At 70.3% G+C, this 25,426-nt stretch carries 26 protein-coding genes; 12 read left to right on the top strand and 14 right to left on the bottom strand.

The features are described from left to right. Positions 1 to 104: 104 nt before the first annotated feature. Positions 105 to 1,787: an ExeM/NucH family extracellular endonuclease gene (locus tag AB0J16_RS41955; protein WP_358550600.1), complete on the bottom strand. Its 1,683-nt coding sequence runs from the start codon at positions 1,785 to 1,787 to the stop codon at positions 105 to 107. 106 nt (positions 1,788 to 1,893) lie between these two features. Here AB0J16_RS41955 and AB0J16_RS41950 point away from each other — a divergent pair, with 106 nt between their 5' ends. Next, entirely contained in the window at positions 1,894 to 3,327 is a 1,434-nt protein-coding gene (locus AB0J16_RS41950; protein WP_358550598.1) for a pentapeptide repeat-containing protein, read from the top strand. Positions 3,328 to 3,413: 86 nt separating this feature from the next. Here the strand turns inward: AB0J16_RS41950 and AB0J16_RS41945 are convergent, their stop codons facing one another. Genes AB0J16_RS41945 through AB0J16_RS41935 form a run of 3 tightly spaced genes read right to left on the bottom strand, consistent with a single transcriptional unit; the run spans position 3,414 to position 4,532 of the window. After that, positions 3,414 to 3,848 carry an SRPBCC domain-containing protein gene (locus tag AB0J16_RS41945; protein WP_358550596.1) on the bottom strand — a complete coding sequence of 145 codons (435 nt, stop codon included), beginning with the start codon at positions 3,846 to 3,848 and terminating at the stop codon, positions 3,414 to 3,416. Further along, a complete protein-coding gene (locus AB0J16_RS41940) occupies positions 3,841 to 4,182 on the bottom strand; it encodes a metalloregulator ArsR/SmtB family transcription factor (RefSeq protein WP_358550594.1) in 342 nt (113 codons plus the stop codon). The genes AB0J16_RS41945 and AB0J16_RS41940 overlap by 8 nt, the downstream gene beginning before the upstream one ends. Next, positions 4,179 to 4,532 carry a VOC family protein gene (locus tag AB0J16_RS41935; protein WP_358550592.1) on the bottom strand — a complete coding sequence of 118 codons (354 nt, stop codon included), beginning with the start codon at positions 4,530 to 4,532 and terminating at the stop codon, positions 4,179 to 4,181. Before AB0J16_RS41935 ends, AB0J16_RS41940 begins: the two co-directional genes overlap by 4 nt. Positions 4,533 to 4,624: 92 nt before the next feature. Here AB0J16_RS41935 and AB0J16_RS41930 point away from each other — a divergent pair, with 92 nt between their 5' ends. Then, positions 4,625 to 5,323: a permease prefix domain 1-containing protein gene (locus tag AB0J16_RS41930; RefSeq protein WP_358550590.1), complete on the top strand. Its 699-nt coding sequence runs from the start codon at positions 4,625 to 4,627 to the stop codon at positions 5,321 to 5,323. Here the strand turns inward: AB0J16_RS41930 and AB0J16_RS41925 are convergent. Continuing rightward, on the bottom strand, positions 5,294 to 5,629 hold the full coding sequence (locus tag AB0J16_RS41925; protein ID WP_358550588.1) for a helix-turn-helix transcriptional regulator: 336 nt from the start codon (positions 5,627 to 5,629) through the stop codon (positions 5,294 to 5,296). The genes AB0J16_RS41930 and AB0J16_RS41925 overlap by 30 nt on opposite strands. A 105-nt stretch (positions 5,630 to 5,734) precedes the next feature. Between AB0J16_RS41925 and AB0J16_RS41920 the strand changes: the two genes are divergently transcribed. Genes AB0J16_RS41920 through cydC form a run of 4 tightly spaced genes read left to right on the top strand, consistent with a single transcriptional unit; the run spans position 5,735 to position 11,200 of the window. Next, positions 5,735 to 6,886 carry a cytochrome ubiquinol oxidase subunit I gene (locus tag AB0J16_RS41920; protein ID WP_358550586.1) on the top strand — a complete coding sequence of 384 codons (1,152 nt, stop codon included), beginning with the start codon at positions 5,735 to 5,737 and terminating at the stop codon, positions 6,884 to 6,886. A 10-nt stretch (positions 6,887 to 6,896) separates the two neighbouring features. Beyond that, positions 6,897 to 7,661, top strand: coding sequence for a cytochrome d ubiquinol oxidase subunit II (locus AB0J16_RS41915; protein WP_358550584.1), 765 nt, complete (start codon positions 6,897 to 6,899; stop codon positions 7,659 to 7,661). Positions 7,662 to 7,667: 6 nt separating this feature from the next. Next, positions 7,668 to 9,434 (top strand): thiol reductant ABC exporter subunit CydD, encoded by a 1,767-nt coding sequence (gene cydD, locus AB0J16_RS41910; RefSeq protein WP_358550582.1) that lies wholly within the window; start codon positions 7,668 to 7,670, stop codon positions 9,432 to 9,434. Beyond that, the gene (gene cydC, locus AB0J16_RS41905) at positions 9,431 to 11,200 is read left to right on the top strand and encodes a thiol reductant ABC exporter subunit CydC (protein ID WP_358550580.1); all 1,770 of its coding nucleotides are present in this window, start codon (positions 9,431 to 9,433) and stop codon (positions 11,198 to 11,200) included. Before cydD ends, cydC begins: the two co-directional genes overlap by 4 nt. A 10-nt stretch (positions 11,201 to 11,210) precedes the next feature. Here the strand turns inward: cydC and AB0J16_RS41900 are convergent, their stop codons facing one another. Next, positions 11,211 to 12,146: a discoidin domain-containing protein gene (locus tag AB0J16_RS41900; RefSeq protein ID WP_358550578.1), complete on the bottom strand. Its 936-nt coding sequence runs from the start codon at positions 12,144 to 12,146 to the stop codon at positions 11,211 to 11,213. Positions 12,147 to 12,164: 18 nt separating this feature from the next. Continuing rightward, positions 12,165 to 13,733, bottom strand: a complete 1,569-nt coding sequence (locus AB0J16_RS41895) for an alkaline phosphatase D family protein (protein ID WP_358550576.1) — start codon at positions 13,731 to 13,733, stop codon at positions 12,165 to 12,167. A gap of 305 nt (positions 13,734 to 14,038) precedes the next feature. Between AB0J16_RS41895 and AB0J16_RS41890 the strand changes: the two genes are divergently transcribed. Next, entirely contained in the window at positions 14,039 to 14,515 is a 477-nt protein-coding gene (locus AB0J16_RS41890; protein WP_358550574.1) for a DUF5946 family protein, read from the top strand. 10 nt (positions 14,516 to 14,525) lie between these two features. Here AB0J16_RS41890 and AB0J16_RS41885 read toward each other — a convergent pair whose 3' ends face one another. After that, a complete protein-coding gene (locus AB0J16_RS41885) occupies positions 14,526 to 15,518 on the bottom strand; it encodes an aldo/keto reductase (RefSeq protein WP_358550572.1) in 993 nt (330 codons plus the stop codon). Positions 15,519 to 15,955: 437 nt separating this feature from the next. On the opposite strand from AB0J16_RS41885, the gene AB0J16_RS41880 reads away from it, so the two are divergent. Then, a complete protein-coding gene (locus AB0J16_RS41880) occupies positions 15,956 to 16,654 on the top strand; it encodes an SDR family oxidoreductase (RefSeq protein WP_358550570.1) in 699 nt (232 codons plus the stop codon). Positions 16,655 to 16,675: 21 nt separating this feature from the next. Here AB0J16_RS41880 and AB0J16_RS41875 read toward each other — a convergent pair whose 3' ends face one another. From AB0J16_RS41875 to AB0J16_RS41860, 4 genes are all read right to left on the bottom strand, one after another. After that, a complete protein-coding gene (locus tag AB0J16_RS41875; RefSeq protein ID WP_358550684.1) occupies positions 16,676 to 17,419 on the bottom strand; it encodes a transposase in 744 nt (247 codons plus the stop codon). A gap of 155 nt (positions 17,420 to 17,574) precedes the next feature. Beyond that, positions 17,575 to 18,102 carry a hypothetical protein gene (locus tag AB0J16_RS41870; protein ID WP_358550568.1) on the bottom strand — a complete coding sequence of 176 codons (528 nt, stop codon included), beginning with the start codon at positions 18,100 to 18,102 and terminating at the stop codon, positions 17,575 to 17,577. A 382-nt stretch (positions 18,103 to 18,484) separates the two neighbouring features. Continuing rightward, positions 18,485 to 19,150: an AIM24 family protein gene (locus AB0J16_RS41865; protein WP_358550566.1), complete on the bottom strand. Its 666-nt coding sequence runs from the start codon at positions 19,148 to 19,150 to the stop codon at positions 18,485 to 18,487. A 47-nt stretch (positions 19,151 to 19,197) separates the two neighbouring features. Continuing rightward, the gene (locus AB0J16_RS41860; RefSeq protein ID WP_358550564.1) at positions 19,198 to 20,172 is read right to left on the bottom strand and encodes a HEAT repeat domain-containing protein; all 975 of its coding nucleotides are present in this window, start codon (positions 20,170 to 20,172) and stop codon (positions 19,198 to 19,200) included. 105 nt (positions 20,173 to 20,277) lie between these two features. Between AB0J16_RS41860 and AB0J16_RS41855 the strand changes: the two genes are divergently transcribed. Next, positions 20,278 to 20,544 carry a DUF1876 domain-containing protein gene (locus AB0J16_RS41855; RefSeq protein WP_358550562.1) on the top strand — a complete coding sequence of 89 codons (267 nt, stop codon included), beginning with the start codon at positions 20,278 to 20,280 and terminating at the stop codon, positions 20,542 to 20,544. Between the two features lie 49 nt (positions 20,545 to 20,593). Here AB0J16_RS41855 and AB0J16_RS41850 read toward each other — a convergent pair whose 3' ends face one another. Further along, complete coding sequence (locus tag AB0J16_RS41850) at positions 20,594 to 21,997, bottom strand: ATP-binding protein (protein ID WP_358550560.1); 1,404 nt, start codon at positions 21,995 to 21,997, stop codon at positions 20,594 to 20,596. Next, positions 21,994 to 22,701: a response regulator transcription factor gene (locus AB0J16_RS41845; protein ID WP_358550558.1), complete on the bottom strand. Its 708-nt coding sequence runs from the start codon at positions 22,699 to 22,701 to the stop codon at positions 21,994 to 21,996. Before AB0J16_RS41845 ends, AB0J16_RS41850 begins: the two co-directional genes overlap by 4 nt. 99 nt (positions 22,702 to 22,800) lie before the next feature. On the opposite strand from AB0J16_RS41845, the gene AB0J16_RS41840 reads away from it, so the two are divergent. Genes AB0J16_RS41840 through AB0J16_RS41830 form a run of 3 tightly spaced genes read left to right on the top strand, consistent with a single transcriptional unit; the run spans position 22,801 to position 25,355 of the window. After that, entirely contained in the window at positions 22,801 to 24,147 is a 1,347-nt protein-coding gene (locus AB0J16_RS41840) for a ferredoxin reductase family protein (RefSeq protein ID WP_358550556.1), read from the top strand. 12 nt (positions 24,148 to 24,159) lie between these two features. After that, positions 24,160 to 24,639 carry an FMN-binding protein gene (locus tag AB0J16_RS41835; RefSeq protein ID WP_358550554.1) on the top strand — a complete coding sequence of 160 codons (480 nt, stop codon included), beginning with the start codon at positions 24,160 to 24,162 and terminating at the stop codon, positions 24,637 to 24,639. Continuing rightward, complete coding sequence (locus AB0J16_RS41830; RefSeq protein WP_358550552.1) at positions 24,636 to 25,355, top strand: FAD:protein FMN transferase; 720 nt, start codon at positions 24,636 to 24,638, stop codon at positions 25,353 to 25,355. Before AB0J16_RS41835 ends, AB0J16_RS41830 begins: the two co-directional genes overlap by 4 nt. Positions 25,356 to 25,426: the final 71 nt, after the last annotated feature.

Raw genomic sequence — 25,426 nt, 5'->3', positions numbered from 1 at the left:
AGCACTCGATTCCACGTCACAGGCCGCCCGTACGGAACACGAGCCGCCGTGCGCAACACAGGCGGGCAGCCCGTACGGAATACCGGCCGCCCGTGACGAAAGGGTCAGTGGCCCGGCAGGGTGAGGCCGATGACGAGCGGGTCGTGGTCGGTGGACCGGAAGGCGTCCGGCTTGTACAGGGACGCCGGGTTGTACTCGGTGTTGTAGTCGAGAATGCGCGGTTCGTCCGAGTTTATGTGCCAGATCGTCGCGCTGGTGACCCGCTTGAGCAGCTGCCGGCCGACCAGCGCGTGGTCGAGCTCTCCGGCCAGGCCGTCGAACAGGTAGCTGTAGCGCTGCCGCGCCGGCACGAACCTCTTGGTCAGGCTGGTCAGCCCGCCCGCCTCCAGTGTGTGGATCGGGTCCTCCTCGCCGTAGGCGTTGAGGTCGCCGAGCACCACCGGGTTGGGCAGGTCCTTCACCAGGCCGAGCAGCGCCTGCGCCTGCTTGACGCGGGTGGCGTTCCAGCAGCTCTGCCCGTCGCCCTGGTCGGCGTCGGGGCCGTCGGCCGGGCAGCTGCCCTTGGACTTGAGGTGGTTGACGACCATCGTGAACGGCTGGCCGCCCGCCGTCCTGCGGAATGTCTGGATCAGCGGCGGCCGGCTGAACACCGCGTCCTGCGACGCCTGGGGAGCGCCGACGGGCGTGAGCTTGGCCGGCTTGTAGATCACCGCGACCTGGATGGCGTCCGTGCCAGGGTACGGGTGCTGGAGCGCCGCGTACGTACCCGCGCCGACCTCGGCGTTGACGGCGTCCACGAGGGCCTGGAGCGCCGTCTGGCCGTTGTTCTCGACCTCCATGAGGCCCACGGCGTCGGCGTCGAGCCCCTTCAGCGCCGCCACCAGCTTGGCGAGCTGCCGCTGCTGCTCCACGGCGTTGGTGGCGCCGCGCGATCCGAGGGTGGTGAACCAGTTCAGCGTGTTGAACGAGGCCACCTTGACGTTGCCGATGACCGGGAAGGGCCGGGGCGTCCGGGGGTTGGTGTCGCGGTAGTTGATCGGCTTGGTGGGTTGCAGGCGGTAGAGGCCGAACCCGTAGCCGAGCACGCCGGTGATGCCCGCGGCCAGGTCGCCGGTACGCACGATAGGCGGCAGGGTGGCCGGGTTCTCCCTGCTGGAGCCGTCGTCGATGAGCAGCGAGCGCCGCTTGTTCAGCGCCGCGTCCACGCCGGGCCGGTCCGTCGGCTGGAACAGCCGGCCGCCGGAGGAGACGGTGACCTCGCCGTAACGGCCCAGGTTGTAGTGCTCGCTGACGGTCAGCGGCTGCGGGAAGGTGAGCAGCATGTTCTCGACGGACTCCCGCCCGTCGTCCGGCAGCTTGTACGGCTGAGCCGCCACCGAGCCGGTGCCGCAGACGTCCACCGCGGTGACCGGTGACAGCTCCGTCCAGCCGTTGTACTCCGTCACCTTGCCCGTCACGAGCACCCGGTCGCCCGCCGCGACGTCCTTGAAGGTGTCGCGGGCGTAGGCGAACAGCCCTTCGGAGGTCTTCGGGTCGGTGTCCGGCTTCGGGTCCTGCAGGAAGAAACCGCTCAGCTGGTCGCCGCGCTGGAAGTCGCCGGTGACGATGCCTTCGACGGTGACGCTCTGCCCGGCCAGGGGGCTGGCATCACCGCTCCCCTGCACCTCCGAGATGCGCCGGCTCGGCGGCGTGTCGCACGCGGTGGCCGGTGCGGCGAGCGCCGGTGTGCCGGGGAGGGCAGCCGCCACGACGAACGCGACGAGAAAAGTTCTGGATAAAACACGCATGACCAGCACTTTAGAGGGAATTGCGGTCACAGATTTCCACCAAAAAGTGGCTAGAACATTAAATCATCGAACCTTGACACTGCCCCCTTGCGGGTATGAGCACTGCATGGACTGGGTCACCTGCGCCTATTCGGCAGCCTGCTCGGGAATCGCCCACCAGCCGTACGACCGTTGCCTGGCACATCTGCAACCGGACGAAGTAGCCGAGACCCTCGACGAGATGGCTCCCGGCCGCCTGCTCGACCTGCGCGGTACGCCGATCAACGGCGCGCTGCTCAGCAGGATCATCGAGGTCACCGGCGGCCGACCAGGACGGGCCCGGCTGGACCGGGTCACGTTCACCGGCGACGTACGGCTGTCCGGCGTGACCTTCGCCGGCGACGTGTCGCTCGACGGCGCCAGGTTCGAGCGGCTGGCCTCGTTCTTCGGCGCCCGGTTCGAGGGCAATGTCTCGCTGGCCGGGGCCGGGTTCGCCCGCGAGTTGTCCTTCCACGGCGTCCGAGTGCGCGGCCACGTGTCGCTGGACCGGGCGGTGATGTCGCGTGACGCGCTGTTCAGCCAGGCCGTGTTCGGTCACGGGCTGTCGTGCGAGCGGGCCAGGTTCGACGGCTACGCCACCTTCGACGGGGCCGCGCTGGGCGACGGCGCGAGCTTCCGCGGCGCCAGGTTCGGCCGTACGCTGTCCTTCCGCAAGGTCAGCGGCCCCGCCTGGTTCGACACCGCGCACTTCGCGGCCGACGCCTACCTGTCGGTCACCGGGCGGCTGTCCGCCTCGCGGGCCCGCGCCGACGGCACGCTCGACGTGGCAGTCGCCGCCGGCCGCGCGAACCTGCGGCGGATGGAGGTCACCGGCGCGACGACGATCCGGCTCGCCGATTCCGATGCCGACCTGGAGGGGTCGGTGCTGCGCGGCCCCGCGATGGTGACCGGGCGCGGCGGGTCCGCGCTGACCTCGCTGCGGCACGTCGACGCGGCCGACCTGGCGCTGTTCGGCCTCGACCTGTCGGGCTGCCGGTTCGCCGGGCTGGCCCGCCCGGCCGCGGTCCGGGTCAAGAACTGCACCTTCGCGCTGACCCCGCGGGGGGTGCGGGTGAGCCTGCACTGGCCGATGCTGCGCTGGTTCTCCCGGCGCAGCGCGCTGGCCGACGAGCACACGATGCGCGGCTGGGCTCCCCCCGCCCCCGCTCCGGACAAGAGCCCGGCCTCCCGGCCGGCCGCGTACGGCGCTCCGGCGGCGCAGGACCCGCCCGCCGGACCCGACCGGCTGGCCGCCCTCTACTCCGGGTTGCGCGCCCAGGTCGACGACGTGGGCACCTCGGCCGACTTCGCGTTCGCGGCGATGGAGATGCGCCGCCAGGCGGGCCGCCGGTGGTGGCTGTCCCTTTCGTGGCTTCTATGGGGGTACGGCATGCGGATGGGCCGGGCCGCGGGCTGGCTCGTCCTGCTGATGGCGATCACCGTGGCCGCGCTGTTCTGGACCTCGACCTCACACGCCGAACGCGGCGCCGAACAACCACCCGCACCCGCCGTCCACCCATAGCGGCCGTCCGCCCGCAGACGCCGCCCGCCCATAGAAGCCGTCCGTCACAAGCCGTCCGTCACAAGCCGTCCGTCACAAGCCGTCCGTCACAAGCCGTCGAGGACCTTGCCGATGGCGGCGAAGTGCATGGAGCGCCAGCCGCCGCCCATGATCTTGCGGGCCATCTGCTGCATGGCGTCGTCGGGGTCGAAGCCCTCGTGGTCGAGGAAGAGCCTGGTGCCCGTGCCCTCGGGCTCCAGCCGCCAGGTGACGGTCCAGTCGGCGAGCTTGCCATCGCTCCAGCTGATCTTCAGCAGCTTCTCCGGCTCCAGCTCCAGCACCTCGCAGTAGACGATGCCCTCGAAGCCGGTCTGCTTCACCGGCGTGGTGGTGAAGGTGAACCGGTGCCCCACCTGCGGGCTGAAGTCGTTGGGCATCAGCCAGCGGGCCACCAGTTCGGGCTCGGTCAGCGCCCGCCACACCTTCGCGGGCGCGTGCCCGAGGAACTGGTCAAGCCGGATCGAGCGCAGGTCGTCAGACATCGCCGTCTTCCCTTTCCTGGTCTTCCATCTCGTCGAGCAGGTCGCTCAGGCCGGAGAGCTTCTCTCTCCAGAAGCGTTCGTACGGCGTGAGCCACTCACGGATCTCCATGAGCGGAGCCGCCTCCAACCGGTAGAGCCGTTCTCTCCCCCGGCGCGTCTCGGCCACCAGTCCGGCATCCCTGAGCACCTTGAGATGCTCCGAGACACTGGGACGGCTCATGTCGAAGCGCTCGGCCAGCCGCCCGGCCGGTTGGCTGCCCTCATCGAGCAGCAGCCGCAACAACTCCCGCCGGGCCGGGCTGGCCAGCGCGGTGAACACGTGATCGGCGGTCATGCCTGGCTGACCACGAACCCGTTGCCGTCGGGGTCCTGGAACAGCAATTGCCTGCCCCACGGTTCGTCCGTCGGGCCTTCGCAGGCCGTACCGTGCTCGCGCAGGCGCCCGGCCAGCGCGTCGAGGTCGTCGGAGGCGACCACCAGGCCGCCGATGGCGGCCATGTTCGGGAACCAGGAGGCGAGCAGCAGCGTGGTCTCGGCCCCCTTCGGGGCGACCGTGAGCCAGCGGCCCATCGGGAACGGGTTGTCGGTGCGGGTCTCGAAGCCCAGGACGCCGCTGTAGAAGGCGAGCGCCCGCTGCTGGTCCGCTACTGGCACGGTCACGGTCGTGATGCTGAAGATTGGCATGTGGGCCACTATATGTAGGAATTTCCCTACGCATCAAGTCATCAGGGAGATCCCTGATTACGTACCGGGTTCCGCCTTCATAAGATGGGGGCATGCGGATCGACGACTACGTGGCCGAGCTGGGCAGGTCTCTGGCTGGGCCACCGGGGCCCAAGCGTGACCTGGTCGTCGAGGCGCGTGACAGCCTGGCCGACACCGCCGACGCGCTGGAGGCCGAGGGCCTGACCCGGGCCGAGGCCGAGCGGCTGGCGGTGCGGCAGTTCGGCGCGATCGCCGAGATCGCGCCCGGATACCAGCGGGAGCTGACCGGCGCGGCCGGCCGGATGCTGGGGACGCTGCTGCTCATCAGCGTGCCGATCACCGTGCTGATGTGGTCGGCGATCTGGCGCTTCTACCCTTATCCCCCCGCCGCTCAGGCCACCTGGGCGGCCCGGCCCGCCTGGTACAACGCCGCCTCGCGAGGGCTCGACATCCTGCAGTTGGCCACGGGCCTGTACGGCGGGCTGTCGCTGCTCGCGCTGAGCCGGGGCGCCCGGTGGCATCTCCGGCCGCAGCTGGTCACCAAGTGGCTGGGGGTCGTCGTCTGGGTGATGCTGCCGGTGAACGGGCTGCTGATCCTGCTACTCCTCCATGGGGCGGATATGCAGGGCATCAACACCTACCTGCCCGCCATCCTCGCCAATTTCCTGTCGGCGATCTTCTGGGGCCTGCAGCTCTACGGCGCGACGCGCTGCCTGCGCCTCACCCGGGCCACCTGCGCCTCACCCAGACTGCCTGATCCCCGGCCGTAGCACTCCGCCGATCACACTGGCGAACTCCGCCCAGGCCGACCGCTCCCCTTCCAGCTGTTTCCTGCCGGAATCGGTCAGGCGGTAGGTGCGCCGCTTGCGCCCGCCGACCGTGGCCCACTCACTGGCCAGATAGCCGATCCGCTCCAGCCTGCGCAGTGCCGGGTAGACGGTGCCGGTCGGCACGTTGAGCGCTCCCCCACTGCGCGTCTGCAGGGCCTCGATGATGGCGTAGCCGTGCAGCGGCTCACCCTCCAGCACAGAGAGCAGCAGGGCGTCCATGTGACCGCGCAGCGCGTCGGGGTTCATGACTCCGATCCTAGATAACCCTTCGTTCAGTAGCCAGTCTACATGTAGGCCGCCTATAGGTAGACTGTCTATAGGTAGACAGGCATAACGAAGGGGGTTTGGCGCATGGAAGCGCTGGAACTGGCCCGGTTGCAGTTCGCGATGACAGGGAACCTGCACTTCCTGTTCGTCGTGCTCACGCTGGGGCTCGCGCCGCTGGTGGCGATCATGCATACGCGCTGGGCGCTGGCGGGCAAGCCGCTGCACGAGCGGCTGACCAGGTTCTGGGGCCAGATATATGTCATCAACTACGCCTTGGGCATCGTCACCGGACTCGTGATGGAGTTCCAGTTCGGGCTCTCGTGGAGCGGGCTGACGCACTACGCGGGCGACGTCTTCGGCGCTCCGCTGGCCATGGAGACGCTGGTGGCGTTCTTCCTGGAGTCGACGTTCCTCGGCCTGTGGATCTTCGGCTGGGGACGGCTGCCGAAATGGGCGCATCTGGCCTGCATCTGGCTCGTCACGCTCACGGCGTACGGCAGCGCCTTCTTCATCATGGCGGCCAACTCCTTCCTGCAGAACCCCGCCGGAGCCGTCGTCAGGGGCGATCGGATGGAGCTGGTCGACATCGGCGCGATGTTCACCAACAAGACGCTGATCTTCTCCTTCCCGCACGTGATCGGGGCCGGGCTGTTCACCGGGGCGATGGTGCTGGTCGGGGCGAGCGCCTACCAGCTGCGCCGCCGTACGTCCGAGGTGGAGTTCTTCACCAAGTCGCTGCGCACCGGCGTGACCACGGCCGCGATCGGCATCTTCCTGACCGTGGGCTTCGGCTACGCCCAGTTCGCCGGCATCCAGGAGGGCAAGTTCGAGGGCGACACGGGGGTGGTGCCGCTCGGGATCATGATCGAGATCGGGCAGTTGCTCGCGCTCGTCGTGCTGTTCGCGATGCTGCCGCTGATCCGCGTGCTGCCGCGCTGGCGGTGGACGCATCCGCTGCTCATGCTGATGACGCCGATGCCGTTCGTGCTGGCCATCTTGGGCTGGCTGGCCAGGGAGAGCGGGCGGCAGCCATGGATGATCTGGCAGAAGCTCACCGTCGCCGACGCCATGACGCCCGGCCTCACCCCGCCGATGATCACCGGTTCACTGATCGCCTTCGTGGGCGTGCTGGTGCTGCTGGCGATCGTCGACTACATCCTCATCGCCAGGGTGGTCAGGCGCGGGCCGCGCGAGCTCGACCTCGGCGCCGTCCCCGAGCCCGCCCTGACCTACTAGGAGTCGTGACATGGAACTGATCTGGTTCGCCTGCTTCGCGTTGCTGCTGGCCGGATACTTCGCGCTGGAGGGCTTCGACCTGGGGGTCGGGCTCCTGCTGCCGATCCTCGGCAAGTCGGCCGGCAGCAAGGATCGCATGGTGGCGGCCATGGCCCCGTTCGTGCTGGCGAACGAGGTGTGGCTGGTGGCGGTCGCCGGAACGCTGTTCGGCGTCTATCCGGCGCTCGAGGGCGAGGTGCTGTTCGGGCTGTATCCGCTGGTGGTGGCCATGCTGCTGTCCTGGATCCTGCGGGACGCCGGGCTGTGGTTCCGCCGCCGGATCGGGGGCGCGGCCTGGCGGGGCTTCTGGGACCTGATGATCGCGCTCGGCTCGCTGGGGCTCTCGTTCGACTGGGGGGTGGCTCTGTACGCGGCCGCCACCGGGTTCGGCTCGTCCCTGCTGAACCCGGTGGGGTTGATGCTGGGCGTGGTGATGACGCTGCTCCTGGCCTTCCATGGCTGGACGTTCCTGGCCTGGCGCTCCCCCGGCCTGGCCGGTGTCACCCGCTCGGGGCGCGCGCTGGCCGTGTCCGGGGCGGTGGCCGCGATCCCCGCCCTCGGGGTGCTCCTGGGCAGCATGCCGTACCTGCTGGACCACACCGCGCCGGCCGAGACGCTGAATGTGCTGAGTGTCATGGCGCTGCCGTTCGCGCCGATCGTCCTCATCGCGCAAGGATGGGTGTGGCGCACTTTCCGTCCCGGCAAGGACGCCGTCCGGATCCCGTCGTTCTTTTGAGGGCTCGTGCACAAAGATCTCCTGCGGCTCATGCGGGCCGAGCAGTCGGTGCGGCGCCACCTGACCGTCACCTTCGCGGCGGCGATGGCGGCCGGGCTGCTCGTGCTCGTACAGGCGGAGCTGCTGGCAGGGGTCCTGTCCGGCCGGTTCACGACCGTGGCGCTGGCGGGCCTGGCCGCCGTGGTGGGCCTGCGCGCGCTGCTGGGGTGGACGCAGGGCATCTTCGCCGGCCGTACGGCGACGGGCGTCAAGTCCGCGCTCCGGCATCGGCTGCTGGCCAGGCTGCGGGAGCTGGGACCGGCCAGGCTCGCCGGTCACCGCTCGGGTGAGCTGGTCACGCTGACGGGACGCGGCCTCGACCGGCTCGACGCCTACCTGACCGGCTACCTGCCCTCGATCGCCGTCGCGGCGGTGGTGCCGCTGGCGGTGCTCGTCCGGCTGTTCGCCGCCGACCTGGCGAGCGCGGTGATCGTACTGGTCACGCTGCCACTGATCCCGCTCTTCGGGGCGCTCGTGGGGATGACCACCAAGGCCGTCACGGAGCAGCAGTTCCGCGCGCTGTCGCGGCTCGGCGGGCACTTCCTCGACGTCGTACGCGGCCTGCCCACGCTGCGCGCCTTCGGCCGGGCCCGCTACCAGGCGACGGTCATCCAGCAGGTGGCCGAGGCACACCGGGCCACCACCATGCGTACGTTGCGGGTGGCGTTCCTGTCATCGCTGGTGCTGGAGCTGTGCGCGTCGCTGTCGCTGGCCCTGGTGGCGGTGCCGATCGGGCTGCGGCTGCTGGGCGGGTCGCTGGACCTGACGACGGCGCTGCTGGTGCTGCTGCTGGCCCCGGAGGCGTACCTGCCGCTGCGGGCCATGGGCACCCGCTTCCACGCCTCCATGGAGGGGGTGGCGGCGGCGGACGCGGCCTTCGCCGTACTGGACGCCGAGCCCACGGCCGTGCACGATGCCAAGCCCGCGGCCGGGCCGGACGCCGAACCCGCGGCCGTCGGCGCGGCCACGCCCCGGAAGCGACTGCCGCAGGGCGCCGAGGCCCCGTCGATCCGGCTGGAGGACGTCACCGTCCGTTACCCCGGCCGCGACGACCCGGCGCTCGAGCACGTCTCGCTCACCATCGAGCCCGGCGAACGCGTGGCCCTGGTCGGCGCGAGCGGCGGCGGCAAGAGCACCCTTCTGCATCTCATCCTGGGCTTCGTCCAGCCGTCCGAAGGCAGGGTCCTCGTCGACGGCACCGACCTGCGCGAGCTCGATCTGGACGCCTGGCGCGACAGGCTGGCCTTCGTCCCGCAGCGGCCGCACCTGTTCGCCACCTCGGTCGCCGGCAACATCCGCCTCGGTGCCCCGTCCGCCTCCCTGGAGCAGGTACGGCAGGCCGCCGCGGCCGCCTACGCCGACGACTTCATCCAGGCGCTCCCCGACGGCTACGACACGGCGGTGGGCGAACGGGGCGCGAACCTGTCCGCCGGCCAGCGGCAGCGCGTGGCCCTGGCGCGGGCCTTCTGCCGCCCGGACACCTCGGTCCTGCTGCTGGACGAGCCCACTGCCCGGCTCGACGGCCGCAGCGAGGCGGCCGTGGTGACGGCCACCGCCGACCTGGCCCGGGACCGCACGGCGATCATCGTGGCGCACCGGCCGGCCATGATCGACCTCGCCGACCGGGTCGTCCGCATCCACGAGGGCCGGGTGATCGCCGACCGCTCCGGCCTCGATACGAGCGCGACCCGCTCCGACCTCGATACAAGCACGGCCATGAGGGGTGACCGATGAACCGGCGCATGGGCCTGCGGCTCACCTGGGCGGTGCTGGCCGGAGCAGCGGCCGAGCTGGCCGGGCTGGGCCTGATCGCGGCGGCGGCGTGGCTGATCACGCGGGCCGCCGAGCAGCCGGAGCTGGCCGCGTTGAGCATCGCCATCGTGGCCACCAGAGCGTTCGCCACCAGCAAGGGCGTCTTCCGCTACGCCGAGCGGCTCACCGGCCACGATGTCGCCCTGCGCGCCCAGGCCGGCACCCGCGAACGCCTCTACCAGGCCCTCATCCCCCCGCAGCGGCCCCGGCACGGCGGCGCCGACCTGCTCAGCCGGATGGTGGACGACACGGAGGCCGTCCAGGACCTCCTGGTGCGCTGCCTGCTCCCCGCCATAGCCGCCGCGCTCGCGGGCCTGGCCGCCGTGGTCATCGGCCTCACTCTGCTCCCCGTCGCGGCCCTGGTCCTGCTGGCGGGGCTGGTCGTGGCGGGCGTCCTGCTGCCCGCCGCCACGGCCGCCGCCGCGCGCCGCTGGTCGGCCAGGATCGCCCCCGCCAGAGCCGCCCTCGCCGAGCGGGTGGCCGACCTGGTCCACGGCTCCGCCGACCTGGCCGCGTACGGCGCCGGTGACCGCGCCCTCGCCCAGGCCCGCGCCGCCGATGAGACCCTGGCCGGGCTGGAGCGCCGCCAAGCCCGCGTCCATGCCACCGCCCTGGGGGCCGGCACGCTGGTGCAGGGCCTGACGGTGGCGGCGATCGTACTGCTCGCCCAGGCCGCGGGGACCGACCGGGTGGCCATGGCGGTGCTCGCCCTGACCGCCCTGGTCTCCTTCGAGCCGGTGCTGCCGCTGGCGGCGGCGGGCGAACGCCTGGCGGGCATCCTGGCCGCGCTCAGACGCCTGCGTGAGGTGAGCGCCACCCCACCCGCCGTCACAGAGCCGGACACCGCGGCCACTCCCCCACCGTCCACTCTCGCGCCGTCGACTGCGGCACCATCCGCTCAAGCGCCGTCGGCTCCCGAACTGCCCGCTCAACCGCCACCCCCTCTCCCGCGGTCGCCGCTGACGGTCGAGATCGACGACCTGGTCGTACGGCACACGCCGGAGCAGCGGGCGGCCGTCGACGGGGTGTCGCTGAGCCTGACCCCTGGCAAGCGGGTGGCCCTGGTGGGGCCGAGCGGGGCCGGGAAGAGCACCCTGCTGGCCGCGCTGATGCGCCTGGTCGAGCCCGAGTCCGGCGCCGTCCGGGTCAACGACGTGGACATCCGCGGGCTGGCCTCGGACGACGTACGGGCCATGATGACGGGGCTCACCCAGGACCCCTACATCTTCCAGACCACCCTGCGCGCCAACCTGCGGCTCGCCGGTCCCGAGGCCGGTGACGAGGAGCTGCGGCAGGCCGTACGAGACGCTCGTCTGGAGGAGTGGGTCGAGCGGGCCGGGTGGGAGGCCGAGCTGGGAGAGGACGGCCGGACCGTGTCCGGCGGGCAGTTGCAGCGGCTGGCCCTGGCCAGGGCGCTGCTGTACGACCCGCCGGTGCTGCTGCTCGACGAGCCGGCCGAGGCGCTGGACGAGGAGACCGCCGACGCGCTCATGGCCGACCTGCTCGACGTGACGCACGACCGCACCACCTTGCTGGTCACCCACCGGCTCCGGGGCCTGGAGCAGGTGGACGAGATCGTCGTGCTGGAGGACGGGCGCGTGGTTCAGCGCGGCCACCACGACGATCTCGTCACCAAGCCGGGCTACTACCGCGACCTTTGGGAGTCGGAAGTCCTGACCAGACGGTGATCGCCGGGCGTCAGCGCACTTCGACCTCGACGATGCGGGTGTAGTCGTTGGCGCCGTTCGAGGCCAGCGCGACGATGCGGACGGCGTCCGCCGTGACCGGCGCGAAGTCCGAGCGGGCGTTGCCGGCGGTGTTGCCGCGTACCTGGGCGACCGTCTGCCACTGGCCCCCCACCTGGACCTGGACGTCCCAGTCGCGCAACCCGAAGGTCGAGGCCGGGTACCGTTCGGTGCTCAGCGTGTACAGGTCCACGCGGGAGACCTGCCTGGCGCCGCCCAGCGCGATGGCCACGGTGTCCGGCCAGGCCCTGGCGGTGGCGTCGTTCCAGCCGTTGCCGCCGGCCCAGCCGTTGGAGCCGTTGTCGCCGTCGGCGATGCTGCAGGGCGGGTAGTTGGCGTTGACGTGCTGGGAGGAGGCGGTGACCTGCCGCCGGAGCGCGAGGTTGCCGCCGTTGTCGAGTTTGTCCGGGGTCACCACCTCGACGGGTACGGCCAGTGTGCGGTCCCCGGTGCTCAGGCGCAGCCCGTACTGGCCCTCTGGGGTGGCCGGCGGGACGGCGACCAGCAGTTTCGCGCCGAGTTCGTAGCCGGGCGGCAGGTAGCTGGACAGGATCGAGCGGGAGGCGCTGAGCGGCTGGTCGATCTCCACCCGCATGTCGGAGTAGGCGGCCTTCTTGGCGTCGCTGCGCATGCCGATCTCGATCTTGGCCGGGCAGGCGGGGTCCACGCCGAGCGGCGCGATGAGCTTGTCGGCGCCCGCGATGGGGGTCAGTTTGCCGGTGCCCTTGGACTTGCCCGGTCTGACATTGATCGAGGTGACAGAGGCGGGCTGCTCTTCGGGGGGCTGGACGGCGGGTGAGGGGTCCTGCTGCGGAGCGGCTGCGTTCGCGCCCGGCCCGGTCAGGACCGTGACGGCGGCGACGGCCAGCGCGGCGGTGAGGTGTCGCATGATCATTTCCTTCCGGGGTCAGAGGGCCTGGAGGCCGGGGGTGCCGTCGAGGGTCACGAGGCTGGCCCGGGTGGAGACGGGCGCGCCTGGCTTGTCGACGTACGGGACGACCTTGAAGTCGGCCCGCCACTGGCTCCGGGTGACCTCGCAGGAGACGTAACCGCGCTGGTAGCTGGAGAACCTGAGGTGCGGGTTGACCGGGTCGCTGCCCCCGGCCGGCAGTCCGGTGGTGGCGTTGCCGTTGCCGCCGCTGCTGACCGAGGTGCCGATGAACTCTACGCCGACCGTGCGCGAGGCGGGGTCGTCGAAGTTCGCCTTGAGCTCGCCGGCCATGTTGTAGTGAATGTCGCCGGTCAGCACCACGGGGTTGCTGACCTCGCGGTCGATCATGCCGTTGATGACGCGGTCCTTGGCGGCCTTGTAGCCGTCCCAGAGGTCCATGCTGAGCTTCTGGGCGGGTCCGGGGTCGAAGTCGAGCTGGATCATGGCGATCTGCTGGGCCAGCACGTTCCACTTGGCGCGGGACCTGTCCAGGCCGTCGAGCAGCCACTTCTCCTGCTCGGCGCCGAGCATCTGCCGGGCCGGGTCGAGCCGGTCGGCGCAGTCGACCTGCTGGCCGTCGCCGCAGGCCTGGTCGTCGCGGTACTGCCGGGTGTCCAGCACGTTGAACTCGGCGAGGTCGCCGAAGGTGAACCGGCGGTAGATCCGGGCGTCCGGGCCCTGCACGGCGGGCACCCTGATGGGCATGTTCTCCCAGTAGGCCCGGAAGGCGTTGGCGCGGATCACCAGGTAGTCCTGCTCGGTCACCTCGCCGCCGGGACCGTACTTGCCCGCCCAGTTGTCCAGCACCTCGTGGTCGTCCCAGGTGACGATCCACGGCGCGCGGTGGTGCGCGGCCTGGAGGTCGGGGTCGCTCTTGTAGAGACCGTACTGGATGCGGAAGCGGTCGAGGGTGTCGCACTGCACCCGGTACTGCTCGGGCACCGGGGTGTTGCGCAGGCCGCCGGTGGGCACGATGCCGAACTCGTAGATGTAGTCGCCGAGGTGGAAGACCACATCGGGCTCCTCCTCCGCGAGGTGGCGGTAGGCGCTGTAGTAGCCGTCCTGCCACAGGGCGCACGAGGCGAAGGCCAGCTTCAGGGCGTCGGGCCTGCTCCTGGCCGCCGGGGCGGTCTTGGTCCGGCCGACCGGGCTGATCTGGCCGCCGGTGCGGAAGCGGTAGAAGTACTCGCGGCCGGGCCGCAGCCCGGTGGCGTCCACGTGGACCGAGTGACCGTACTCGGGCGTGGCCCACGCGGAGCCGTGCCCGGCGCGGCGGGTGAACGCCTCGTCCTCCGCGATCTCCCAGTCGACCTGGATCCTGCCGTTCGGCATGCCGCCGAGCGGCTCCAACGGGCTGACGGCCAGGCGCGTCCAGAGGATCACCCGGTCGGGCAGCGGATCCCCGGAGGCGACACCTAACTGGAAGGGGTAGTCGGCCCTGGCGTTGGCCTGGGCCGTCCAGGGGTCGGCGAGGTTGGTGGTGAAGGCCAGGGCAAGGGCGGAACCGCCGATCCCGAGGAAGGATCGGCGTGAGGGACTATGCATGGGCTTCCTAAGAACTGGGGGGTCGAAAGCCCTCACTTTTTAGCAAGCAGCCAAGCTCCTAACAAGACTTAGGTTAAAAATCACAGGCAATTGTGTTAAATCGTCCTACTCCTAGAGGCTTCCTCTGGATGCCGATGATGGAGTGGGAACGGCTGACGCCGCTCCTGCTTGCCCATCCGCGCCCAGCGCGATCGGCGGCTCGACCAGCAAACGGTGACCACTGGGATCTACCGTCGCAGCCGGCAAATCGCGTTGCGCTGTGTCGGCGAACCGAGGAAGAGTGGCGGTGACGGGAGGCGAAGGCAGTGTCTGGCTGCGAGGAGTGCGGGGCTGGAACGGACTCGTGCGAGGCTCTGTTCCACGAGTTGCTGGTGCGCGACTACTCGGGGCGGCCGCCGTGGGCCCCCCTGCACGCCGTGTCGGTGGCCTGCTACGTCTTCCAGCACCCGGCACGCATGGATGGCGCGACCCCTGCTTTCTACTGGGCGCTCTTGCACACCTACCTGTGGCAGGGCATCGACGCCCTCGCTCACACGGCGCAGCGCGCCCGGCAGCGCAACTCTCATCGGTTCGGAGGGCGAGCCCCCATAGCCGACGACTTCCCTGAGACACCACCGTTCCCCCAGGTAGTCGGCCGGCCCACGACGTATGCCGTCACCATCCAGGACGTCACCGGGGAAGGCCGCTTCCCCGCAGAAGGGTATGAGGATCGGGTCAAGCAGTGGGCCGACGCGACGATCTCGGCCTGGAAGCAGGCGTCCAGCAGCACCGGCGTGCCGTAAGCCGCTTGTCTCAGCTGGCGTGCGGCTGCAGCAGCTCGCGGATCTGCTCCATCTGCGCGTGGGCCAGCGGCCCGTGCCGCAGCGCGCCGACGTTCTGCTCGGCCTGGTCGACCGTCCTGATGCCGGGGATCGGCACCGTGCGCCCGCTGCGGGCCAGCAGCCAGCCGAGGGCGCCTTGGGCGAGGGTACGCCCGTCGGAGGTCAGGATGTCGCGGATCGCGTCCAGCATGGCGAGGAACTCCGGGGCGGGCCGGCCGTCCTTGAAGAAGGTCATCCACTGCGGAGAATCGCCGCGTACGTCGTCCATCGGCAGCCGCGAGTCCCGGCCGTACTTGCCGGTGAGCAGCCCCATCGCCAGCGGCCCCCGGTTGACGGAGGCGAGCTCGTGGGTGTCGCACACCGCCAGCATCGCCGGGGTGTCGTGCAGGACGTTGAGGTCATGCTGCACGGCGGCGCAGTGCGGCCCTTTCGCGAACGCGGCCGCCCGTTCGGGGTCGTTGGTGCTCCAGCCGTAGGCTCGGATCAAACCCTCCTCGACGAGCTCCTCCAGCGTGGCGATCATCTCGTCCACCCGCTCCAGCGGTGCGTCCCCGACGTGCAACTGGTAGAGGTCGATGTGATCGGTTCCCAGCCGCTCCAGCGACGCCCGGCATGCCTGCCGGATGTATCCGGGCGAGGTGTCCTGGCCGGTGAGCGTCCGCGTCGCCGGGTCGAAGGTGAGGCCGAACTTGGTCGCGATCACGATCTCGTCCCACCGTCCGGACAGCGCTCTCCCGAGCACCCGCTCGCTGTGTCCGGTGCCGTACACGTCGGCCGTGTCGAAGAAGGTGACCCCCAGGTCGAGCGCCCGACGCGCAGCCGCCACTGACTCCTCGTCGTCCACCTGACCCCATCCGGCCGGCTTGCCACGGGCCATGAACGGTCCGCCGATCGCCCATGCCCCGAACCCGATCGCACTCACCCGCAGGCCGCTACGTCCCAAGATCCGGAATGAATCATTCATCTCGTGCTCTTCCTGACTTCGCGCAAATGGCTAGAGGGAAGACGCTGCCATCTGGAGTGGACTCCAGGTCAAGTACGTCGATCATCGGTTTCATTCGTCGGCATGCGGTACCGCGAAGCGTGGCGCCGGGCGGTAGAGACCGTGCCGCGCGAGGATTTCCTAGGGCGTGTTTTGGAGCTCCGGGCCGTGCCTGGGAAGCCCAGTCATCCGCGCTGGACGCACCGGCCGAAGGGCCGGAGCCAACCCAGGATCAGGCCTTCCGCCCGGCACGCCCACCGCGGCGTCTTAACTCCCCAGCCACGACCCGCCGAGGTGAGCCGTCTCAGCACTCTGGGATCATCACGGTGACGTCGAGTGGGTCGGATATCATGCGTCGGTCGGCGTTGATCAACAACTGGATTCCCTGCCGACGCCGCCGTCGATGAGGAGGCCGTCGCATGGAACCCGTCACTGTGGTCACCGGCGGTTCGAGCGGGATCGGCGCGGCCACCGCCCGGGCGCTGCTCAAGCAGGGGCACCGCGTGGCGGTCACCGGCCGCGACGCCGAGCGGCTGGCCGCGTTCGCCGCCTCGGCCGGGGCCGGGGAGCAGCTGCTGACGATCGCCGGTGACGCCGGCGACGCCAGCGATGTCGCCGCCACCGTGCGTCAGGTCGTGGACACCTGGGGACGGCTCGACACCGTCATCGCCAACGCCGGTTTCTCCCTGCCTGGCACGCTGGAGGACCACGACCCCGAGGCCATGCGTTCCATGGTCCTGACCAACGTCCTCGGCCCGGCTCTGCTGGTGCGCGAGACACTGCCGTACTTGCGGGAGTCCAGGGGCCGGATCGTGGTCGTCGGTTCGGTCGCGGGCATCAGGAACACGCCCGGCAACATGTACTCGGTCACCAAGTGGGCCGTGCACGCGCTGGTCGAGAACGTCCGGCTGCTGGTGGCCAAGGACCACGTCGGCGTCACGCTCGTCGCCCCGGGCGTCGTGGACAGCCCGTTCTGGGACGAGCGCGGCGGAACCCCGCAGGCGGCACCGGCGCTGACCGTCGAGCAGATCGCCAACGCGATCCTGTTCGCCGTCAACCAGCCCGAGGGCGTCGACATCAGCCAACTTGTGGTGCGGCCCACCGGCCAGCTCGGCTGAGACCCTATAGCGTGTCTTAGCTTAGAAGTCGGCTGACGGCTTTGCACCGTTGCGAGCAGCCATCCAGATGGTGACATCTTTGGCGATGCGGCTGATGTCGCTTTGAGTGGTCAGTTCGTGTTCGCGATGACGAACATCGCGTAGCTCGACTTCGTAGCCGCCCTCGTCCAGCAGAGATACCGAGGCGAACCAGGCTGGGTCGTCGGCGTCGGGCTGGATGACGACGAACGTGTTGTCGATGTGGTTCAGCTCGCCGAACATCATGAACAGCGCGTCTTCAGACGGGTCGTCGATGCCGTTGCCGTTCTCCCCGTCCGCACGGTAGTACGAAGCGGGCATCGACTTCCCCCAAGACTCTGGCGATCCGGTCGCGACCAGCATCGCAGGTCGCGACCGGGGTTCACAGCCAGTCGGCCAGGGCCGCAGGTAGACCCGGTTGGCCCTCGAGCAGCAAGCCTTGTCGGCCCGCACCCGATCCGGGCGGCAGCGGGGACGACCAGCACCCGGGCGGGGCACCCGGATCGCCTCCAGTACCGGCACGAACTGTGGACTGTCGCCGCGCTGCCCAGCGGTGACGACCAGGGAAAGCAGGCGCTGCCCGTGTTCGCAAGCCAGGTGAATCTTGCTGGTCAGGCCGCCGCGGGAGCGGCCCAGACCGTGATCGGCCGGTTCGGTCTCCACCCCACCGGGCGACTCGTTCTGGGCTGCGCCGTCGCGGCGGGCACCGGCGGCGTGCTGGTGGGCCCGGCTGATCGTGGCGTCCACCGACACGTCCCACAAGTCCCCTCGCGCCGCACCGAGATCATCCCAGTGCGGCGCGATCAACGCGGCAGGGTTCTAAGACATGTCCTAGGCGAAGCCATCTTCTACCAACCCGGTCTCTGACAGACCGCCCGATCGAAGCTCCGTCAGCCAAAGCGTCAAAGCATCACCCAGCAATACAGATGTTGCTTTTGCCCAACCGCCTGTCGGGCAAGGCTGCACAACCGCCCCAGGACAGTCAGCACTTCATCCACCGACAGGCCCCGCAACTCCTCAATGGCCGCCCACTGCTCGGCAACACGACGGTAATCGTCGGCCGGCACAGCCGCTAGAGCATCACGCAACTGGTCTTTCAACTCCACAACAGACAGTCCCCAGCGAAGGTCGTTCAATGCGACTTCCAGCTCTTCCGGCGTGGCCTCGGGATCGATCCCGTGGTCGTAGAAGAACATCTCCCGCTCATCCGGATCGTCGGGAACGTCGACTTGACCGGGCCAGCTCTTGACTGAATCACCGATCTCCAGGAATGAGACGCCAGTCAGATGCTGCCCGAGTTGCCCCAGCGCCACAGAGGGCTCAGGCCCACCCACGCCGGCCACCTCGGAGGGACCATCCTCAATCAACTCTGGCGTAATTTCCTCTCGGACGCCGGAAAAGTATATGAACCTCACGCCCATGATCGACATGAAAGCACAAAGCCCTTGCGCATGTGACGCAGTTGAGTCATCCGTTCAACGCTCACGGGGCTTGGGGAAGTTGTCACCTGCCAGCCACGCACCAGCCGGTGGGTGGAGCTCGAGAACCGCACAGCTGAGACCGTGTCGGTGAAATGGCTTGGCGACGCGGCCTACGGCCGACAGGTTCCCCCCAGAGAATCGACGCGGATTGCGGTCGTGTCCGGAGGCTGCCTGCTTAATGGAGCCGAAGACGTGATCGCGGCCGACACGGCCAGTGGACGGCGTTTCACCTTCGGTCCGCCCGCCTGCAACGGTGGAAAGTGGACTCTGCCGGCGAGTTGATCCGAAGCCGGCGTTGGGCCGGATGTGCACGCGGCGGGGGCTCCGGCGGCTACTGTGACTTCACCACCGGCACGCCCTCGCTCGCCTGCACCAGCACGAACCCCTGACCCTGGAAGGCGAGCTGCATCGCCTCGCCGCTCCCCCGGCCGATCAGCGCGCCGACCTTCATCGTCCGGTTCACGCCGACGTGCAGAGCGGTGCTCCAGCAGACGGCCGACTGCCCGTCGGCGTACGTCGGCATGGCCGCGGCGTCCAGCAGCACCGGCGTGCCGTGCGTGGTGACCGCCACCCACCCGGTGCCGGTGAGCGTCGTGTTGAACAGGCCGCCCGCCGCGACGCCCGCGCCCTGCACCCGCTGGATGTCCCAGGTGAGCTGCGGCTGGAAGGCCAGCAGGTTGCGCCCGTTGACGGTGAGCCCCTCGTTCTCCAGGTAGAACAGGTGGATGTCGTCGGCGTTGTCCGCGAGATAGAGCTGGCCCTGTCCGCGTACGCGCATCAGCGACGCGCCCTCACCCGTCATGGCCTTCTTGAACAGCTTGCCGATGCCGCCCGCGCCCTCGTACTCGAAGTCCATCTGGCCCTGGAAGGCCACCATCGAGCCCTGCTTGGCCAGCACCTCGTGCGGGAGCTGGACCCGGAGCATCTTGCCGTTCGCCAGGGAGAAGCCGGCGGGAACCTGGCGCGGATCGAGGTTGTCGAAGACGGAGCTGCGCATGATCGACCTTTCGGTGAAGAGGTCCCGCCAGCGTAGTGACTCCGGGGTCAGGCCAGCGGCTCGTCACCGAGGTCGCGCAGCGCCAGGGCGGCATAACCCCGGAGGTCACCGTCGTTGAACGCGATTCCCTCGTGCGCGGCGGCGTCGCGACCGATCCAGCCCAGCAGTTCCTCCGCGACCCGGCCGTCCGCCTCCGCGCCCCGCAGCCGGGCCTGCTGGATGGCCGCGCCCCAGCGCACCACATCACGGGGATCATTGAGGGCAGCGTCCAGCACGGGCGCCGTCTCCTGCGATGGCGTCACGCCGGACGGGCTGAGCAGGCCGATCGCGACCAGGGCGGTGGCGGCCACCGCCGGGTGCTCGTCGGCCGCCACCCTGAGCAGCGGTGGCAGGCTGGCGGCCCGCTCCTCGGGGTACCAGGCCAGGGCGTAGGCCGCAGCGGCGCGCACCGGGGCGTCCGCGTCGGCGAGCAGGTCGCGGAACATCGGCAGCCCGGCGCCGACCGCGTCGTACGCCATCAGCGCGAAGTACGCGAACAGCCGCTCCTCGTCAGCGGGCTCAAGCGTCTGGAGGTACTGGAACAGGGCGACATCCTCGCCCCAGTCGTCGTCCTCTTCTTCGTCCTCTTCGTCTTCTTCGTCCTCGTCGTCCGTGAACTGCTTGCCGGCGGCCAGCAGCAGGTCCCCGCCCGCGGCCACGGCGCGATGGTCGTCAAGGGGGTAGCCGGACGGCAGGAGCTGCTCGCCGTAGCCGATGGCCAGCTGCGTCAGCAGGTGCAGCACGGCCGGGCGATCTGGCGTCTCGGGGTCGGCGACCAGTTCCAGCAGGAACGGCACCGCGTGGGCGCTCGCCTCGAAGCGGGTGCCCTGGTGGAAGATGTTCCCGTACAGGCTGTGCAGCGCCTTGTCCCGGATGCCGGGATCGGGAGAGCGCAGGGCCCGGATCTGGTCCGGCACATCCTTCGCGCGGCCGTAGGCGTGCGTCAGGTCGGCCCAGTCGATCGTGTCGAGACTCGCCAGCATGCGGACATGCTGGCATATGGCGCAGGCCGGTGTCCGGAAGTCCGTGACACCGCATCCTCTGGGGGCAGATGCCCAGTACGTACCGAGGACGTACAGGGAGGCATCATGCGGAGCAAGCAGTGGACCGTGCAGATCTACATCAGCGAGGACGACACCGATGCGCGCACGCTGGCCCGTGCGGTCCTGTCCGCCGAGGACAGCGGATGGCATGAGAGCGTCGGCGTGGCCAGGCGCAACCCCGACGACCGTGCGGTGCCGGAGATCGGCGACGAGCTGGCCGCGGGGCGGGCGCTGATGGACCTGGCCGACAAGCTCCTCGGCGACGCCGCCGAGGACGTGGCCACGCTCGGCGGCCCGATCGAGGCCCGTTGACCACGCGCACGAAAGCGCCCAGTGGGTAGCCCACTGGGCGCTTTCACGCTCAGCCCTCCGAAGGCAGGAGCAGCCGGAACTCGGTCCGGCCCGGACGGCTCCGTACGTCCACCGAGCCGCCGTGCGCGGCCACCACGGCGCGGACGATCGCCAGCCCGAGCCCCGCACCTCCGGTGGCTCGTGACCGGCCCTGGTCGGCGCGGGAGAACCGCTCGAAGATCTCTTCCTCCAGCCCGGCCGGCACGCCGGGACCGTCGTCCACGACGGTGACCTCCACCGCGGCCGGCAGCCTCCGTACGGCCACGACCACCGTGGTGCCGTCCGGTGTGTGGATGCGGGCGTTGCTCAGCAGGCTCGCGATCACCTGGTGCAGCCGGAGTGGGTCGCCGGTCACCGTGACGGGGTCCTCCGGCAGCTCCAGTTGCCAGCGGTGGCCGGGGCCGGCGGCCCGCGCGTCGCCGGTGGCCTCGATGGCCAGGCGGGACAGGTCGACCTCCTCCTTGGCCAGCGGCCGTCCCGCGTCCAGCCGGGCCAGCAGGAGCAGTTCGTCGACCAGCTCGCTCATCCGCCCCGACTCGGCGTCGATTCGGCCGAGCGCGTGCCGTACGCCGTCCGGCATGGGCTGGTCACCCCGCAGAGCCAGCTCTGCGTGCCCGCGGATCGCGGCCAGCGGGGTGCGCAGCTCGTGGCTGGCGTCGGCGGCGAAGGCGCGCAGCCGCTGCTCGACGGCGTGCCGGCGGCCCAGAGCCGCCTCCACGTGGCCCAGCATGCGGTTGAACGCGGCGCCGACCTGTCCCGTCTCGGTGCGCGGGTCGGTGTCGGGTACGCGTTCGGCCAGGGTCACCTCGCCGCTGGCCAGGGGCAGCTCGGCGACCCTGCGGGCGGTCGTGGCGATGCGTTGCAGGGGGCGCAGCGCCAGCCGTACCCACAGTGCGCCCGCGATGCCCGCGGCGGCGAGCGCGCCGGCGAACATCAGCAGCTCGAACAGCTGCAGGCGTTCCATCGTCTCCTCCACACCGTGCAGGGACAGACCGGCGATCATGACGTCACCGTCCTCACCCGCGATGGCGAGGACCCGGTAGTCGTCCAGGGTGGACAGGTCCACGGTCTGCGGAGGACCCCCGACCGGAAGCGCCGCCAGGGTCTTCTCGTCGTCGGGGCTGAGCTTGGGCCGGGTGCCGTCCCGCTGCGACACCACCGCCGCATGGGTGACGCGCCCGCCGACCAGGCGCGCGCCGAACGTGCCCCGCTCCTGCCCCCGCGTGTCCTCGTCGTGCTCCAGGCTGGCGGCGAACTGTCCGCCCTCGGCGGCGATCTGCTGGTCGACGCGGGCGAGCAGGAACCGCTCCATCGCCACCGACGTGGCGACGCCGACGGCCGCGCACGACAGCGCGAGGAGCACGAGCAACCCGGCGATGAGCCGGGCCCTGAGCGTGCGAGGGACGAGGTTCACGGCTTGAGCACGTACCCGACGCCGCGCACGGTGTGGATCAGCGGCCGGCGGCCCGCGTCGATCTTCTTGCGCAGGTAGCTGATGTAGAGCTCCACGACGTGGGCCTGGCCGCCGAAGTCATAGGACCAGACGTGGTCGAGGATCTGCGCCTTGCTGAGCACCCGGCGCGGGTTGCACATGAGCAGCCGCAGCAGCTCGAACTCGGTGGGCGTCAGGTCGACCGGCGTGCCGGCCCTGGTCACCTCCCTGGCCTCCTCATCCATGGACAGGTCGGCCACGACAAGCCGGTCTCCGTCGCCGGGCCGCGCCATGCCCGCCCGGCGTAGCAGCCCGCGCAGCCGCGCGAGCACCTCGTCCAGGCTGAACGGCTTGGTCACGTAGTCGTCGCCGCCCGCCGTGATGCCCGCGACCCGGTCCTCGACCGCGTCACGCGCGGTCAGGAACAGCACGCACAGCTCGGGCCGCAGCACCCGGAGCCGGTTCATGAGCTCCAGCCCGTTCAGGTCGGGCAGCATGACGTCCAGGATCGCGGCGTCCGGCGCGAACTCCTCGGCCGCGAGGATCGCGGCGGCCCCGCTCGCCGCGGCGCGCACCTGCCAGCCTTCCTGGATCAGCGTCTTCTCCAGCACCTCCAGGAGGTCCGGCTCGTCGTCCACGACGAGCACGCGGATCGGCGTGCCGTCCGGGCGCAACAGGCTGCTCATCTTCACCCCCTCACTACAAAATACGGGCTTCTTCTGAGAATCCTCTGAAGGGTTCCGTTCATAGGGAAAACAGAGGTTGCCCTGGCACGGTGTGCTCCCATGACCACTCTTCACGCACCAACACGGCGAGCCGCCGTCCCGGCGCCGCCCCGCCGCCGGGTCCGGCCCGAGCTGTTGCTGTCGGCCATGGTGGCCGGCGCGTTCGCGGTCATCGGCCTGTGGTGGCGCGGCACGCCGTCCGTAGCGGGCCTGGACGGCTGGCTCACCGAATGCGGCCGCATCACGGGTTTGCTGGCCGGGTACGGCATGGCGGTGCTGCTCGGGCTGATGGCCCGCGTTCCGGCTCTGGAGCGCGGCGTGGGCAGCGACCGGCTGGCCCGCTGGCACGCCATGGGCGGCCGGTACGTCATCGGGCTGGTCACCGCGCACGTCCTGACGATCATCTGGGGGTACGCGGTCGCCGATCAGGCCGGGGTGGTGGACGAGGCGGTCACGATGGCGCTGTCCTTCCCCGATGTGCTGAAGGCGACCGTGGCCTTCTTCCTCCTGCTCGGCGTGGCTCTGGTCTCGGCCCGCGCCGCCCGCCGCAGGATGCGCTACGAGACCTGGTTCTACCTGCACTTCTACACCTACCTGGCGGCCTGGCTGGCGTTCGGGCACCAACTGGCGACCGGCGCCCAGTTCACCGGCGATCGGGTGGCCCAGTTCGCCTGGTACGCCCTCTACCTCGGAGTGGCCGCGCTGCTGGTGTGGTACCGCTTCCTCGGCCCGGTCCGGGTGTGGGCGCGCCACCGGCTGCGGGTGTCGCGCGTCACCACAGACGCGCCGGGGGTCGTCTCCATTCACCTCACCGGCCGTCGCCTGGCCCGGCTCGGCGCCGAGCCGGGCCAGTTCTTCCGGTGGCGCTTCCTGACCCGCGACCTGTGGTGGTCGGCCAACCCCTACTCGCTGTCCGCCGCGCCGGACCGTGGCGGGCTGCGCATCACGGTCAAGGCGCTGGGCGACCACAGCGCGGCGCTCGCCCGGCTGCGGCCGGGCACCCGGGTCATCGCCGAGGGGCCGTACGGCGGATTCACCGGACGCCTCGGCCGGAGTCCGAAGTCGGTGCTGATCGCCGGTGGCGTCGGCATCACCCCGCTGCGCACCCTGTTCGAGACACTGCCCGGGCAGGTGACCCTGCTCTACCGCGCTCGTACGCCGGAGGAGCTGCTGTTCAGGGACGAACTGGAGGAGATCGCCAGAGCACGCGGGGACGCCAGGCTCTACTGCTCGGTCGGCCCGAGATCCCCGGACCTGTTCACCGGGCTCGACCGCCTGCTGCCCGACCTGCGCGAGCACGACGCCTACGTGTGCGGGCCGCCGGAGATGACACGGTCGGCCATCCAGGCGCTGCGGTCGGCGGGCGTGCGGGCCCACCGGATCCATCACGAGTCTTTCGAGTTCTAGGGGGTTCCCGCCATGAAGAGAGTACTGCTCGCGGTGGTCACCACCGCCATCGGCCTGGTGCTGCTGCTGTCGTTCAAGCCGCACGACGTCACCGGGGCCGCCACCCAGCCGCCCGCCGCCATCGCCCAGACCCAGACCTCCGCGACACCGTCACCCACCAGCACTGAGAAGTCCGCCACGACCCAGAAGTCCGCCACGTCCCAGAAGTCCGCCGCCAGCCGGACGGTCGACGGCGACGCGGTCGACACGCGCTGGGGACCTGTGCAGGTGCAGATCAGCGTCGCCGGCGGCAAGATCTCCAGCGTCGAGGTGCTCCAGTCGCCGAACGGGAACCGGCGCGACATTGAGATCAACAACAGGGCTCTGCCCATCCTCCATGACGAGGCCATGTCCGCCCAGAGCGCCCAGATCGACTCCGTCTCCGGCGCCACCTACACCAGCGACGGCTACACCCAGTCCCTGCAGAGCGCCATCGACCGGGCCGGGCTATGACCCGTCACGTCGAGCACGTGATGGGGACGGTCTTCTCCTTCGACGTACGCCATGACGCCGACGACGCGGTGGCGCGGGCGGTCGCCTGGCTGCATCACGTGGACGCGGTCTTCTCCACCTACCGGCCGGACAGCGCGATCAGCCACCTCGGCCGAGGCGAGATCGAGCTGTCCGATTGCCCGCCCGAGGTGGCCCAGGTGCTCTCGCTGTGCGCCCAGGCAGAACACGACACGAACGGATATTTCACCATGTACCCCGGTGGCCGTCTGGACCCGTCCGGCCTGGTGAAAGGGTGGGCGATCGAGGAGGCGTCCCGGATCCTGTCCGAGGCGGGAGCGCACCGTCACTGCGTCAACGGCGGCGGCGACATCCAGCTCGGCGCCGATCCCTCGCCGTGGCGGATCGGCATCGCGCACCCCGCCCGGCCCGGCGCCCTCTGCACCGTGGTCACCGGCCACGACCTGGCCATCGCCACCTCGGGCAGCGCGGAGCGGGGCCCGCACATCCTCGACCCGCACACCGGGCGCGCCGCAGGCGCACTGCTGTCCATCACCCTCGTCGGCCCCCGCCTCACCGCCGTCGACGCCTTCGCGACGGCGGCGTTCGCGATGGGCGCCGCCGCCCGCGACTGGGTGGAGGAGACCTCCAACCTGGAGGCGTTCGCGGTCACCACGAGCGGCGACACCTGGCGGACCAAGGGCTTCCCCGCTCTCTGACTCCTCTCGGCACCACTCCTCGCCTCGGCGGGTTGTGTTGGCGGCGCAAGCTGGTTTAAAGTACAAACCAG

Origin of the sequence: Nonomuraea sp. NPDC049750, from assembly GCF_040659625.1 — a bacterium.
In the GTDB taxonomy this organism is placed as follows: Bacteria; Actinomycetota; Actinomycetes; order Streptosporangiales; family Streptosporangiaceae; genus Nonomuraea.
The sequence above is the reverse complement of the archived record's forward strand: the minus strand, read 5'-3'. Positions and strand labels throughout refer to the sequence as shown.

Bases quoted from the DNA above. Each gene is read 5' to 3' on its own strand.
- AB0J16_RS41955 (WP_358550600.1), bottom strand. From the start codon at position 1,787: ATGCGTGTTTTATCCAGAACTTTTCTCGTCGCGTTCGTCGTGGCGGCT.
- AB0J16_RS41950 (WP_358550598.1), top strand. From the start codon at position 1,894: ATGGACTGGGTCACCTGCGCCTATTCGGCAGCCTGCTCGGGAATCGCC.
- AB0J16_RS41945 (WP_358550596.1), bottom strand. From the start codon at position 3,848: ATGTCTGACGACCTGCGCTCGATCCGGCTTGACCAGTTCCTCGGGCAC.
- AB0J16_RS41940 (WP_358550594.1), bottom strand. From the start codon at position 4,182: ATGACCGCCGATCACGTGTTCACCGCGCTGGCCAGCCCGGCCCGGCGG.
- AB0J16_RS41935 (WP_358550592.1), bottom strand. From the start codon at position 4,532: ATGCCAATCTTCAGCATCACGACCGTGACCGTGCCAGTAGCGGACCAG.
- AB0J16_RS41930 (WP_358550590.1), top strand. From the start codon at position 4,625: ATGCGGATCGACGACTACGTGGCCGAGCTGGGCAGGTCTCTGGCTGGG.
- AB0J16_RS41925 (WP_358550588.1), bottom strand. From the start codon at position 5,629: ATGAACCCCGACGCGCTGCGCGGTCACATGGACGCCCTGCTGCTCTCT.
- AB0J16_RS41920 (WP_358550586.1), top strand. From the start codon at position 5,735: ATGGAAGCGCTGGAACTGGCCCGGTTGCAGTTCGCGATGACAGGGAAC.
- AB0J16_RS41915 (WP_358550584.1), top strand. From the start codon at position 6,897: ATGGAACTGATCTGGTTCGCCTGCTTCGCGTTGCTGCTGGCCGGATAC.
- cydC (WP_358550580.1), top strand. From the start codon at position 9,431: ATGAACCGGCGCATGGGCCTGCGGCTCACCTGGGCGGTGCTGGCCGGA.
- AB0J16_RS41900 (WP_358550578.1), bottom strand. From the start codon at position 12,146: ATGCGACACCTCACCGCCGCGCTGGCCGTCGCCGCCGTCACGGTCCTG.
- AB0J16_RS41895 (WP_358550576.1), bottom strand. From the start codon at position 13,733: ATGCATAGTCCCTCACGCCGATCCTTCCTCGGGATCGGCGGTTCCGCC.
- AB0J16_RS41885 (WP_358550572.1), bottom strand. From the start codon at position 15,518: ATGAATGATTCATTCCGGATCTTGGGACGTAGCGGCCTGCGGGTGAGT.
- AB0J16_RS41880 (WP_358550570.1), top strand. From the start codon at position 15,956: ATGGAACCCGTCACTGTGGTCACCGGCGGTTCGAGCGGGATCGGCGCG.
- AB0J16_RS41870 (WP_358550568.1), bottom strand. From the start codon at position 18,102: ATGTCGATCATGGGCGTGAGGTTCATATACTTTTCCGGCGTCCGAGAG.
- AB0J16_RS41865 (WP_358550566.1), bottom strand. From the start codon at position 19,150: ATGCGCAGCTCCGTCTTCGACAACCTCGATCCGCGCCAGGTTCCCGCC.
- AB0J16_RS41860 (WP_358550564.1), bottom strand. From the start codon at position 20,172: ATGCTGGCGAGTCTCGACACGATCGACTGGGCCGACCTGACGCACGCC.
- AB0J16_RS41855 (WP_358550562.1), top strand. From the start codon at position 20,278: ATGCGGAGCAAGCAGTGGACCGTGCAGATCTACATCAGCGAGGACGAC.
- AB0J16_RS41845 (WP_358550558.1), bottom strand. From the start codon at position 22,701: ATGAGCAGCCTGTTGCGCCCGGACGGCACGCCGATCCGCGTGCTCGTC.
- AB0J16_RS41840 (WP_358550556.1), top strand. From the start codon at position 22,801: ATGACCACTCTTCACGCACCAACACGGCGAGCCGCCGTCCCGGCGCCG.
- AB0J16_RS41835 (WP_358550554.1), top strand. From the start codon at position 24,160: ATGAAGAGAGTACTGCTCGCGGTGGTCACCACCGCCATCGGCCTGGTG.
- AB0J16_RS41830 (WP_358550552.1), top strand. From the start codon at position 24,636: ATGACCCGTCACGTCGAGCACGTGATGGGGACGGTCTTCTCCTTCGAC.